The sequence below is a fragment of the Dyella sp. genome, from assembly GCF_051954575.1.
Taxonomy (GTDB): Bacteria; Pseudomonadota; Gammaproteobacteria; order Xanthomonadales; family Rhodanobacteraceae; genus Dyella_B.
Genome location: NZ_JBQCHP010000122.1, coordinates 17,562 through 30,165 on the forward strand (window position 1 = coordinate 17,562; position 12,604 = coordinate 30,165).

Here is a 12,604-nt window from a genome sequence, read left to right on the forward strand (position 1 = left end):
CTGCTTTCCCGTCCCGCGCGCACGATTCCCGCGTGGGTCATGACGGTGCTGCTGCCGTGCCTGCTGCTGTTGGCCCCGGATTCCCACGCCGCGGCCGCTGCCGCACCGGTGGTGGACAAGGGCGACGTGGCGTGGATGCTGACCTCCACGCTGCTGGTGCTGATGATGACGGTGCCGGGGCTGGCGCTTTTCTACGGCGGACTGGTCCGTTCCAAGAACGTGCTTTCGGTGTTGATGCAAGTGATGACGGTGTTCTCGATGATCGTAGTGCTGTGGATGATCTACGGCTATACGCTCGCTTTCAACGGCGGCAACGCCTTCATCGGCAACTTCGACAAGCTGTTTCTCAAGGGTGTGACCAAGGACTCCCTGGCGGCGACTTTCACCGCGGGCGTTTCCCTGCCGGAATACGTGTTCGTGGTGTTCCAGTCGACCTTCGCCGGTATCACCGGCGCGCTGATCGTCGGCGCATTCGCCGAACGCATGCGCTTTCGCGCGGTGCTGGTGTTTTGCGCGCTGTGGTTCACCTTCGCCTATCTGCCGATCGCTCACATGGTCTGGTACGGCCCCAGCGGCTACATGTTCGCCAAGGGTGCGCTGGACTTCGCTGGCGGTACGGTGGTGCATATCAACGCCGGCATCGCCGGGCTGGTCGGCGCCTACATGATCGGTCCACGCATCGGCGTGGGCCACCAATCGATGAAGCCGCACAACGTCACCTTCACCATGGTCGGCGCAGCGATCCTGTGGGTAGGCTGGTTCGGTTTCAATGCGGGCTCCAACCTGGAGTCGAATGCGGGTGCGGCGCTGGCCTTCATCAATACCCTGGTAGCTACCGCGGCGGCCATGCTGGCGTGGTTGCTGATCGAGGCCGTGTTGAAGGGCAAGCCGTCGATGGTTGGCGGCGCTTCAGGCGCCGTGGCCGGTCTGGTCGCCATCACGCCGGCGTGCGGCACGGTGGGTCCGATGGGCTCGCTGGTGATCGGCGCACTGGCCAGCGTGGCGTGCGTGTGGGGTGTCACCGGATTGAAGAAGATCCTGCGCGCCGACGATGCGCTGGACGTGTTCGGCGTACATGGCGTGGGCGGCATCGTCGGCGCCATCCTCACCGGCGTGTTTACCGCGCCGTCACTGGGCGGCACCGGCGCAGCCGATTTCTCCATCGGCCACCAGGTCGGCGTCCAGGCGTTGGGGGTCGGCGTGACCCTGGTGTGGAGCGGCGTGGTCTCGGTGCTTGCCTACCTCGTCGTCAAGGCGATCTTCGGCCTGCGGGTGAGTGCCGACGCCGAGCGGGAAGGCCTGGACATCACTTCACACGGCGAAAGTGCCTACGAGAGCTGAGCGGCGATAGCGTGTCGAAAAAGGGCCTGTCGGGCCCTTTTTCGATATGGCCGCAATACGCGCTGATGCATCCAGGACGAGCGATGGCCGCGCAGATCGCCATGAAACACCTCCCCGCCTCAGGCGGTCATTCCCGCGAAAGCGCATTACTGTCCGGGGACAATGAGGCTCTTCAAAAAAATGCGCGACGCGCGACAATTTTTCCAGAAAATTTAAGGCAACACTGATCAAGTATCGCCGTCGTCACCCGCCCTGTCTGTTCGCAGGCCACAGGGCCGTCGGCGAAGGCAGACTGGCGCATCGTCGAGACGGGTACCTGCGACATGTGGACAGACAGGGCTGGCCCCACAGGTTGAATTTGAATGAGGGGGTGATGTCTGGAAGGCCCGCATGCTGCGCCGCGCGGCTTGGCAAGACGGCCAATCTTCCCGGCGCCACGCAGCGCACCCTGCGAGCCTTCCAGACATCATGACGACGGCGATACTTGATCAGTGTTGCCTTAACGCTACCGATTCGTCATCCCAGCAAAAGCTGCACGTAGCGCGCCCGCTTTCGCGGGAATGACGGCCATAGGGCGGAGAGGTGTTTCATGGCAACCTACGTTTCGCAAGCTCCATAGACGGAGCCCAAGCGCGATTAGAGCGCTTTCAGCGCTTCCTGCAGCGAAAAGATGCGCCCCATCGGCACCCACTTCTGCCCTGCTTCGGCCCATGGCAGCCGTTGCTGGTAGCGATCCATCAGCGCTTCCCAAGCCTGCGTTTTCTCATCGCCATCCGCTTCCCGCCTTGCAGAGGGCACGTGGTCGTCCGCCATCTTCACCACCATCACCAGGCGATTGCCGGTGCGGAAGATTTCCATCTCCTCGATGCCGGCAGCGCGAATCGAGGTGATGATCTCCGGCCAGACCACACCGGGACGATGCCAGCGCTCGTATTCGGCGATGGCGGCCGAATCGTCCTTGAGATCCAGCGCGTAGTAGTAACGTTGCATCAGCTTGCGCTCCGTGTCGTGCGTCCGCGCCGCCATGCGAACAGGCCCACCACGGCGAACGAACAAGCCGGCACGATCATCGCATCGGCAATCGTGGAATGATCGGATATCGCGCCCATCACCGCAGTGAGCACCGCGCCGCCGATGATGGTCATCACTAGCATGGCCGAGCCGAGCTTGCGCTCATCGTCGCCGCGCCCTTCCACGCCCAGCGCGAAAATGGTCGGATACATCACCGACATGAAGAAGCTGCAGGCGGCCAGCGCACATGCGCCGGTCAAACCTGGCACGGCCAGCGCATACAGCATCAGCACCACATTGATCGCCGCGAACGTCATCAACAGGCGCACCGGCGCGGCGTATTTCATCAACGCGGCGCCGGCGAAACGGCCCAGCATGAAGCACACCAGTTCGGCGGTAAGGAAGTTGGCCGCTTCGCGATGCGTCATGCTCGGCATGGATGCCTGCACGTAGCGAATGGTGTAGCTCCAAACACCCACTTGCGCGCCCACATAGAAGAACTGTGACAGCAATGCACCAAGGAACAGCTTGTCGCGCAACAGCCTGCCCATTACGCCGCCACCCACCGCCGAGCTGGCGCTGGCCGCGTGCGTGGTGATTGGCCGCGGGAAGCGCGTCACCAGGATCAACAGCGCCCAGCACAACACCACCACGCCGATCACCAGGTACGGCCACTGCACGGCGTTGGTTTCGCTGGCGTAATACGCGGCGCGCTCCGCCTGGCTCATCGCGGCGATTTGTTCGGGCGTGTGCTCGACGCCGGAAAAGATGAAGTGCTGGCCAATCAGGATGCCCGCAATGGAACCGAGCGGATTGAACGCCTGCGCCCAGTTGAGGCGCGAGGTGGCCGTTTCCGGCGGTCCCAGCAGGGTTACGAACGGATTGGCCGAGGTTTCCAGGAACGCCAGGCCGCTGGCGATCACGAACAATGCGGCCAGGAACATGCCGTAAGTGGCCATCTGCGCCGCCGGCCAGAACAGCAAGGCGCCGATACCATACAGCGCCAGCCCGAAGATCACCGCGCTCTTGTAGCCGAAGCGGCGCATATAAATGCCCGCCGGCATAGCGATCAGGAAATAGCCCAGATAGAACGCGCTCTGCACCAGCCCGGCGCGGAAATCGCTGAGTACGAACGCCTTCTTGAACTGGGCGATCAGCACGTCGTTGAGGTTGTTGGCACCTCCCCACAGGAAGAACAGGCTGACGATCAGCACCAGCGGCAGCCACGCCCGGCCAGGGTCCGACGCGCCGGCCACCGACACCGGGGCGTGTTCTGTTGCAGTCTGTACTTCCACCCGCTTCTCCTACGCTAGACCCGCGCCAAGCCGCTTTCCTACGTGACGGCCTCGCCCGTTTGTGCAAATATGAAACCGTTATTCATTGATAGCACAAGTCGCGCCGCAACATGCCATCGGCGAGTTTGGGCAAGATGGCGCGATCAGTCCAATCGATAGGAAACGCCATGGCCGATTCGACACCCAAGTACCGCGCGCCTGCGCTCGACAAAGGGCTGGATATCCTGGAATTGCTGGCCGGCTCCAGCCGTCCTCTGAGCATCGCCGAAATTTCCGAAGGCGTCGGGCGTTCCCGCGGCGAGATCTTCCGCATGCTGCAGGTGCTGGAAGAACGCGACTATATCGCCCGCGGCGAAGGGGACATCGGCTATTCGGTGACGCCGCGGCTGTTTCGACTCGGCATGGAACAACCGCCGGTCAAGAGCGCCATCGAGACGGCCTTGCCGGTGATGCACCGGCTGGCCGACGCCTGCGGCCAGGCCTGTCATCTGGTGGTGCCGTCGGGCGAGCAGATCGTAGTGGTGGCGCGCGTGGATCCGCCCGGTGAAGTCGCCCTGGTGGTGCGCGTGGGCCATCGCCGTCCGATGTCGCAATCCACTTCGGGCCACGTGTTGCTGGCCTTCCAGCAAGAACAGACGCGCGAACGCTGGCTGGACCTGATCGCGCGCTTCGAGCCCGCGCTGGACCGCAAGAAACTGATGCGCCTGGTAAACCAGATACACGCGCGCGGCTATGCCTGCGAAAAAAGCCATGTGGTGGATGCCGTCACCGATCTTTCCGCACCCGTACTGCAGCACGGCGCGGCAGTATGTGCGCTCACCATTCCCTATATCGAACAACATGCGCAGACCATGGACGACGTGATCGCCGCCCTGCTCCGCGCCACTGGCGAGATTTCCGAAGCGCTGCACTTCGGATCGCCGTCCCGCAACAGTTGAACCGCCACGAGAGTTTCAAAAACAATGCTGATACGTCGCGCCCTGCTCGCCGCCGCCCTGGCCCTTTCCCTCTTCGCCGGTGATGCCGCCGCGCAAAACTTCGCCGACGTCAAACCCTCGCCGCAGCAGACGCATTGGCAGGATCTGGAATTCGGCGTGATCGTGCACTTCGGCACCAACACCTTCCTGGATCGCGAATGGGGCGATGGCACCGCCAGTCCGAAGGTGTTCAATCCCGATCACGTGGACCCGGGCCAGTGGGCACGCGCAGCCAAATCCGCCGGCGCCAATTATCTGGTGCTGGTGGCCAAGCATCACGACGGCTTCGCCCTATGGCCCACCGAACAGAGCGACTATTCCGTAAAAGCGAGTCCTTGGCTGGGCGGAAACGGCAATCTGGTGAAAATGACCGAAGAGGCCGTGCGCAAGGAAGGCATGGATTTCGGTATCTATCTGTCGCCGTGGGATCGCCACGAACCGAAGTACAAGGATTCAGCCGCCTACGACAAGTTCTACATGGCGCAAATGGACGAGCTGGTGCAGGGCTACGGCCCGCTGGTGGAATGGTGGCTGGACGGCGCCGGCAGCGCGGGCCATGTCTACGATTTCAAGAAGTACATGGAAGAACTGCGCACGTATCAGTCCAACACCATGGTGTTCGCCGATGTGGCGCTGTTCGCGTACGGCGACATCCGCTGGGTCGGCCAGGAAGATGGCCATATCCGCGGCGAAAACTGGAACGTGATCGATCGCCACGCCGAACTGCGCTGGCGTCCAGTGGAAGTGGACACGCCGCTGCACAAGCTGCAGTGGTTCTGGCATCCGGATAGCGACAAGACGCTCAAGAGCGTCGACGAGCTGATGGATATCTGGGAAAACAGCGTCGGCCGCGGCGGCCAGCTGATGCTTGGCCTGGCGCCGAATCGCCATGGCCTCTTGCCTGATGCCGACGTGAAGCGCCTGAAGGAGTTCGGCGACGCGCTGCAGGCACGTTACGGCGCAGACAAGAACCTGGCGCGCAAGCATGCATTCACCGACGCCAATGCCACCGCCGCGCTGGACGGCGATCGCGACACCTTCTGGTCGGCGCCGGAAGGTTCGCGCCATGCCATGCTCGAAGTGGATTTCTCGCAACCCATTACGTTCGATCACGCGCTTACGATGGAGTGGTTGAACGACGGGCAATGCGTGCAGAAATACGCGATCGAAGCATGGACGAACGGCGCCTGGACGCCGGTCGCCAAAGCCGAAGCGCTTGGCCATATGAAGATCGACCGCTTTGCGGCGGTCACGGCCTCGAAGGTGCGCTTGAATATCCTGTCCAGCGCATGCACGGCGCGGATTCGAGAGCTTCAGTTGTTTGATGTTGGGCGATAGCGTCGAGATTGGCGCCTTTGCTCAAGCGTGACACTGCCCGCGCCGGGTGGCCGGGTAGTGGCCGGATGCTTGAGTACGTATACGAAATCAACACTTGACTTGCGATGCGCCGGTCACCAAATCCAACTGACGTCTGGCCGGATCCTGCGTTCCTGGCTGCAGCAACCTGCCGCCACCGAGCCCCACCGGGAAACTGGACAGCCAGCTATGATTTGAGCGGAGCGGAGCGTCCGTTCCCAACGTGTGTATGGAGCGATGAACACATCCAGGCGCGACAACTTGCCGACATTGGGACTTGCGCTGGGCACGCTGGCGGCGCGCGAATGCCGTGTGCTGCAACGCGCGCTGGCGATGCGCAGCAAACGCCAGGAAGGCATTCACAAAGCGCGTAAATCATGCCGGCGCCTGCGCAGCCTGCTTCCCCTGCTGCCACCCGATGCACCCATCGACAAGCTGGATCAAAACCTGCGCCAAGTGGCGCACCGCCTGGCGCCGTTGCGCGATGCATACATCGCTGCGCGCACGGCGCGCGTGCTGGCCAGCGCGCATCCCAGCCGCTTCACGCCGGAGATCATCCGAGCGTTCGACGATCGCACCAATGCCCTGCTTGGCTATGCGCTCAACGAGGATCCGAACTGGCGCCAGCTACGCGCCGACGTCCAGCACATGGCGGCGGCGATAAGCGCCATGCCGTGGCAGGACATCCGTCCCGGACAAACCAGGAAGACCGTGAAACGAGCCCGGCGCAAGATGAAGCGCGCGCGTGAAAAAGCGCTGTCGGAACGCACGCCTCCGGCCAGGCATCGTTGGCGCCGGCGTGCGCGGAAGCTTCGCTATCAGTTGGAATGCCTGCGCAAGGCGCGCCGCATGGCCGGCATGCAGCAAGCGCGTACCAAGCGCTACGGCGATCAGGCCAAACAGTTGGGCGTGATCACCGATCAACTTGGCTGGCGGCAGGATTTCCAGATATTCCTGGCTGCGGTGGAGCAGCTTCCCGACAGCCCCGACATGCAAATGCTGCGGCGGGCGTTGGCATCGAAATCGGCAAGCTGGTCGAAAAGCGAGCCTGGCGCCTCGTAGGCTGGATGCAATCCCAGCGTTCCCACGCATACATGACGATGCTGGGATTGCATCCCAGCCTACATCGGCGTTTTGCAACTCAGTGACACACCAGCACGGGAATATCGCAGCACCCCAGCACCCGGTTCGTTTCACTGCCCAGCAGCATGCGATCGAGCGTGGTGTACCCGTGCGTGCTCATCACGATCAAATCACAGTGTTCCTTCTTCGCCGCACCGACGATGGCGACGTAGGGGCGACGGTCGAACGCGAATCCGCCATGGCACGGCACGCCTGCCTTGTTCGCCATGTCCTCGATTTCGGCCAGGCGCTGTTCCGCGCGGGTGATCGCGCGGTCCACATGGGAATCTTCAGTGTGCTGGATCACGTCGGAGAAATAGGCGACTGCGGGCAGTGGCGCCAGCACGTGGAACGCGTAGATGCGCGCACCCAGCGAATGCGCCAGCTCGATCCCCATCTGCGCGGCGTGCATCGCGTGATCGGAGCCATCCGTGGGAACCAGGATATGCGAGAACATGATGCCTCCTTCGGGCAAGATACCCTTCGCGAACGCATCGTGTTCAATGCGTCGGCCATGGCTACGATTGATGGATCACTCGCCTGGCCCGACTTGGCGCTGATTTTACACCCCGCAAACGGGGGCGTAGAGAAGCTTTTCGGCCAGCACCATGAGGTTTTCGCTTGCGTTAAGCCGGAAGACGCCCCATCTATGCCGGCATCACGCAGAGGTTACCCATGACGCTTGCCGAAGCGATTTCCCCTGAACCGGAAAGCGGTGCCTTGCAGCGCTTTGTCGCGCAACACCGGCGCCTGTTCGTGCTGACCGGCGCCGGCTGCAGCACCGATTCGGGCATTCCGGATTATCGCGACGCCGACGGCGGCTGGAAGCGTGCCCAGCCGGTGACCTACCAGGCCTTCATGGGCGAGGAGCTCACCCGCAAGCGCTACTGGGCGCGCAGCCTGGTCGGCTGGCGGCGTTTCGGCAAGGCGCTACCCAATGCCACCCACCACGCCCTGGCCCGGCTGGAACGGCTCGGCAAGCTCGAGTTGCTTCTCACCCAGAACGTGGACGGCCTGCACCAACAGGCGGGTAATCAGAACGTGGTCGATTTGCACGGACGCCTGGATACCGTGCGCTGCATGGGCTGCGAGCGCCGCTCCCCGCGCCATGCGCTGCAGCAGGCCTTACTGGCACTCAACCCGCAATGGATCGACCTCGACGCCAGCGACGCGCCCGATGGCGACGCCGACCTGGACGGCCATGATTTCAGCACCTTCAACGTGCCGCCCTGCCCGCACTGCGGCGGCATCCTGAAGCCCGATGTGGTGTTCTTCGGCGAGAACGTGCCGCGCGACCGCGTCGCCACCGCCATGCAGGCCCTGGACGAGGCCGACGCCATGCTGGTGGTCGGCTCGTCGCTGATGGTGTTTTCCGGCTACCGCTTCGCCCATGCCGCCGCGAAAGCCAGCAAGCCGGTCGCGGTGGTCAACCTGGGCCGTACGCGCGCCGATCCGCTGCTGAGCCTGAAGGTGGAACAGCCCTGCGCGGAAGCGTTGGCGTTCCTGTAGGTTGGGGTGCAAACCCCAACGTCGGGATGCATGGAGACGACGATGTTGGGGTTTGCGCCCCAATCTACGCTAGCGTCGCGCGCGGAAGAAATCGCGCAACAACGTCGCCGATTCCTCGGCCAGCAAACCTCCCTGCACCTCGATGCGGTGATTGTGGCGCTCGGAAATCAGCGTATCGAACACGCTGCCGGCCGCGCCGGTCTTGGGATCGGTCGTGCCATACACCACGCGTCCCACCCGCGCATGCACCAGCGCCATCGAACACATCGCGCACGGTTCCAGCGTTACGTAGAGCGTGGCGCCGACGATGCGGTAGTTAGCCACTTTCTCCCCTGCCGCGCGCAAGGCCATGATCTCGGCATGCGCGGTCGGATCGTGCAGCGTGATGTTGCGGTTCCAGCCCAAGCCCACGATCTGCCCGTCCTGCACCAGCACTGCGCCAACCGGTACTTCGTTCTCGGCATCGCGCGCGTGTTCGGCCAGCTGCAAGGCGCGGCGCATATAGGCTTCGTCCTCGGCGCTGAAGTCGGGTAAGGCGTGAGGGCTGTTCGATTCGTCGACCATTCGGGCGGTGCGTTTTTCAGGGCTGGCAGGGCTGCCAGATGATACAGGCTCGGCACGCCAGGTCGGGGCGGCACGATACAGCGTCACTGCGCTACGTCTTGCGTGTGTCCAAAGAAACGCAGGAGCTGCTCGACCAGAAACTCGGGATTTTCATCCGGCGTCCAATGCCCTGTGTTCGGTACGACGCCACCCTGGACGTTATCCGCCAGCTCCTGCGCCATCTCCAGCTCGGACATGCCATTGCTTCTGTCGCCGGCAAGCGCGAGGACCGGCATGGATAGCTTGGTCGCCATAAATGCCTTGAAGCGGCGTTCGTCTTCCGGAAAGGCGCGGTAGAGTTCGAAGCCGGCGCGAAGGCCGCCGGGGGCGGCGTAGGCGCGCGCGTAGACGGCGATGTCTTCGTCGGCGAGCGATACGTATGCCCGCTTTTTATAGAAGTCGAGAATGTATTCGGTTTCGTGGCCCGCGATCAGCATTTCGGCGATGTCGCGCTGCTGATGCAAGCCGAAGTGCCAGATCTGCGGATCCGCTTTGGCTTTCGCCTCATTCCACACGCGAGTGCCTGGCACCGGTACATCGAGCATTACCAGCTTGGCGACTTCGTCCGGCCACTGCGCGGCATAGGCGTACGCGACCATCACACCGATATCGCGCCCCACCAGATTGATCCGCGTTGCACCGAACGCATGCGCAAGCGCCCGTATGTCCGCTGCCATGGTGGCCTTGTCGTAGCCATCCCGCGGCTTGTCCGAGTCGCCGGCGCCGCGGTAATCGACGGCGATCGTCCAATAACCGGCTTCCGCCAGGGCGGGCATCACATGCCGCCACACGTACCAGGTTTGCGGCCAGCCGTGCAGCAGAATGACGGGCTCGCCTTCGCGCGGTCCACCGATTACGCAATGCAGGCGCAGGCCGTTGACCTCTTCGTAGTGTCGGCTGAAAAGGCGATCGAAATTGACTGGCAAACCTGCACGTCGCAAACCGGTTGTTTGATGCGTCGGTGTTGTTGATCGGTTGTTTTCCATGAGACTTCACCTTCGTGTCTCGACGCTTTGTCCCTTGAGCAACCACGGCCGCAACAGCTTCGTCAGCCGCGGCATGACCAACCATGTCAGAGACGCTGTAAGCAACGCGGAAGTGATCGCCAATTGAAGCGGCCGGGCCAACCTTGGAAAGAGTGCTGCCAGCGCATAGGCAATCAACAGGAGGATCGGATAAACGGCCACCCAGGTCACCAAGAACGTCTTCCACTTCGGCGAAACACTCTGCCCGCTGATGGCGAACCAGGCATCCATGCCGATGGCGGTGTTGCGATGCTCATCGGAGATTTCATTGCCTTGCTCGATGAGCTTGCGGCGCTCATCCGAAGCCTCCCAGGCGCGCAGATGCGCAGGCGAGTCGAACCGATAGATGAGGTAGTCGATCCCACGCGGATCACGCAACCGCACGTTTCCCAGATGGCCGGGAAAGCGCCGCGCCGCAAGGTCGATCTGGCGAGCCCAGGCATCGAACGCCTGTTCTTTCCCGGGATGAATCGTACGGCCGACAATGACCGTGGCCGGATCGCCTTGGTTTGAAACATGGTCGGCGGGTCGATGCATGTCCATCGTTCCTTGTTGTGACCTTGCGCTTGTAGGCGGCAAAGATCGCAACTAGAGGATCGAACCTAGCACTGACGATGTGGACGTTGAGTTTGCTGGCGGTACTGATGCACGCAGAGCGACACACTCTCGTGCGATCGCAGGAACCTTCAAGCGCGATCGAAAGCGAACAGGAAGCCCCTTGCTACCCTGCCCGCGCCACGCTTTTACCGGCCTTTCATTCCCACTCGATGGTCGCCGGCGGCTTGCCGCTGATGTCGTAGACCACGCGGGAAATACCGCGTATTTCGTTGATGATGCGGTTGGACACCTTGCCGAGGAAGTCGTACGGCAGCTCGGCCCAATGCGCGGTCATGAAGTCGATGGTTTCGACCGCGCGCAGCGCGACCACCCATTCGTAGGCGCGCGCGTCGCCCACCACGCCGACCGACTTCACCGGCAGGAAGACCGCGAAGGCCTGGCTGACCTTATCGTAGAGATCGGCCTTGCGCAGCTCTTCGATGAAGATGGCATCGGCGCGCGCCAGCAGTTCGGCGAATTCGGGTTTCACTTCGCCCAGGATGCGCACGCCCAGGCCGGGGCCGGGGAACGGGTGGCGGTAGACCATTTCGCGCGGCAGGCCCAGTTCCACGCCGATACGGCGCACTTCGTCCTTGAACAGTTCGCGCAGCGGCTCGACCAGCTTGAGCTTCATGTGCTCGGGCAGGCCGCCGACGTTGTGGTGGCTCTTGATGACGTGCGCCTTGCCGGTCTTGCTGCCGGCGGACTCGATCACGTCGGGATAGATGGTGCCCTGCGCCAGCCACTTCACGTGGCCGTTGCCGGCGGCGGTGACCTTGGCCGATTCCTCGTCGAAGATCTCCACGAACAGGCGGCCGATGATCTTGCGCTTGGCCTCCGGATCGGCCTCGCCTTCCAGCGCCTTGAAGTAGCGCTCGGCGGCGTTGACGCGGATCACCTTGACGCCCATGTGCTCGGCCATGGTGGCCATCACCTGGTCGCCTTCCTGCCAGCGCAAGAGACCAGTGTCGACGAACACGCAGGTGAGCTGGTCGCCGATCGCGCGGTGCAAGAGCGCAGCGACGACGGAGGAATCGACGCCGCCGGAAAGTCCCAGCAGCACGTGATCCTGGCCGACTTGCTCGCGTACGCGGGCGATCTGGTCGTCGATGATGTGCGCGGCGGTCCATAGCGTCTGGCAGCCGCAGATGTCGGTGACGAAACGCTTGAGCAGCGCCGTACCCTGCTTGGTGTGCGTGACTTCCGGATGGAACTGCACGCCGTACCAGCGCTTGGCTTCATTGGACATCGCCGCAACCGGAATGCGATCGGTAGTTGCGGTGACGGTGAAACCCGGCGGCGCCTTGGCGACGTGATCGCCGTGGCTCATCCACACGTCCAGCGCCTGGAACGAGGCATGATCGCTGAGACCGTCGAACAATTTATCGCTGGCAACGACATCGACACGCGCATGTCCGAATTCGCGCGCATCGGCCGCTTCCGTTGCACCACCTAACTGCGCAGCCAGCGTCTGCATGCCGTAGCAGATGCCAAGAATCGGCAGGCCTGAATCGAACACTTCCTGCGGCGCTTTTGGAGCGCCGTGTTCGGTGGTGGATTCCGGGCCGCCGGAAAGGATGATGCCTTTGGCGCCGAACGCTGCGATTTCGGCAGGATTGTGGTCCCACGCCCAGATCTCGCAGTAGACGCCGATCTCGCGGATGCGGCGTGCGATGAGTTGCGTGTATTGCGCGCCGAAATCGAGGATGAGGATTTTGTCGCTGTGGATGTTGGTCATTGGCAGCGAGATCAAGGTATGGGGAAGAAG

12 protein-coding genes are annotated in these 12,604 nt (G+C 62.8%); 5 read left to right on the top strand and 7 right to left on the bottom strand.

The features are described 5' to 3' along the window. The first annotated feature begins 39 nt into the window (after positions 1–39). Positions 40–1,341 carry an ammonium transporter gene (locus tag ACTHNE_RS15970; protein WP_324944538.1) on the top strand — a complete coding sequence of 434 codons (1,302 nt, stop codon included), beginning with the start codon at positions 40–42 and terminating at the stop codon, positions 1,339–1,341. Positions 1,342–1,977: 636 nt separating this feature from the next. On the opposite strand, the gene ACTHNE_RS15975 is transcribed toward ACTHNE_RS15970, so the two are convergent. Beyond that, entirely contained in the window at positions 1,978–2,331 is a 354-nt protein-coding gene (locus ACTHNE_RS15975; RefSeq protein WP_324944504.1) for an L-rhamnose mutarotase, read from the bottom strand. Further along, positions 2,331–3,614: an L-fucose:H+ symporter permease gene (gene fucP / locus ACTHNE_RS15980; RefSeq protein WP_324944542.1), complete on the bottom strand. Its 1,284-nt coding sequence runs from the start codon at positions 3,612–3,614 to the stop codon at positions 2,331–2,333. The genes ACTHNE_RS15975 and fucP overlap by 1 nt, the downstream gene beginning before the upstream one ends. A gap of 200 nt (positions 3,615–3,814) precedes the next feature. On the opposite strand from fucP, the gene ACTHNE_RS15985 reads away from it, so the two are divergent. The 3 genes from ACTHNE_RS15985 (at position 3,815) to ACTHNE_RS15995 (ending at position 7,042) form a co-directional block, all read left to right on the top strand. Next, positions 3,815–4,585 (top strand): IclR family transcriptional regulator, encoded by a 771-nt coding sequence (locus tag ACTHNE_RS15985; RefSeq protein ID WP_324944507.1) that lies wholly within the window; start codon positions 3,815–3,817, stop codon positions 4,583–4,585. Between the two features lie 24 nt (positions 4,586–4,609). Then, positions 4,610–5,962 carry an alpha-L-fucosidase gene (locus ACTHNE_RS15990; protein ID WP_324944508.1) on the top strand — a complete coding sequence of 451 codons (1,353 nt, stop codon included), beginning with the start codon at positions 4,610–4,612 and terminating at the stop codon, positions 5,960–5,962. Between the two features lie 255 nt (positions 5,963–6,217). Then, entirely contained in the window at positions 6,218–7,042 is an 825-nt protein-coding gene (locus tag ACTHNE_RS15995) for a CHAD domain-containing protein (protein ID WP_324944510.1), read from the top strand. Between the two features lie 79 nt (positions 7,043–7,121). On the opposite strand, the gene ACTHNE_RS16000 is transcribed toward ACTHNE_RS15995, so the two are convergent. Further along, a complete protein-coding gene (locus tag ACTHNE_RS16000) occupies positions 7,122–7,559 on the bottom strand; it encodes a universal stress protein (RefSeq protein ID WP_324944511.1) in 438 nt (145 codons plus the stop codon). 218 nt (positions 7,560–7,777) lie between these two features. Between ACTHNE_RS16000 and ACTHNE_RS16005 the strand changes: the two genes are divergently transcribed. Further along, complete coding sequence (locus ACTHNE_RS16005) at positions 7,778–8,611, top strand: NAD-dependent protein deacetylase (RefSeq protein WP_324944513.1); 834 nt, start codon at positions 7,778–7,780, stop codon at positions 8,609–8,611. Positions 8,612–8,680: 69 nt separating this feature from the next. Here the strand turns inward: ACTHNE_RS16005 and tadA are convergent, their stop codons facing one another. The 4 genes from tadA to guaA form a co-directional block, all read right to left on the bottom strand. Continuing rightward, positions 8,681–9,175, bottom strand: a complete 495-nt coding sequence (gene tadA / locus ACTHNE_RS16010; protein WP_324944516.1) for a tRNA adenosine(34) deaminase TadA — start codon at positions 9,173–9,175, stop codon at positions 8,681–8,683. A gap of 83 nt (positions 9,176–9,258) precedes the next feature. Continuing rightward, positions 9,259–10,200, bottom strand: a complete 942-nt coding sequence (locus ACTHNE_RS16015) for an alpha/beta fold hydrolase (RefSeq protein WP_440269768.1) — start codon at positions 10,198–10,200, stop codon at positions 9,259–9,261. A gap of 6 nt (positions 10,201–10,206) precedes the next feature. Further along, on the bottom strand, positions 10,207–10,776 hold the full coding sequence (locus tag ACTHNE_RS16020; RefSeq protein WP_324944522.1) for an antibiotic biosynthesis monooxygenase: 570 nt from the start codon (positions 10,774–10,776) through the stop codon (positions 10,207–10,209). A gap of 217 nt (positions 10,777–10,993) precedes the next feature. Next, positions 10,994–12,574, bottom strand: coding sequence for a glutamine-hydrolyzing GMP synthase (gene guaA, locus ACTHNE_RS16025; RefSeq protein WP_324944525.1), 1,581 nt, complete (start codon positions 12,572–12,574; stop codon positions 10,994–10,996). Between the last annotated feature and the right edge of the window lie 30 nt (positions 12,575–12,604).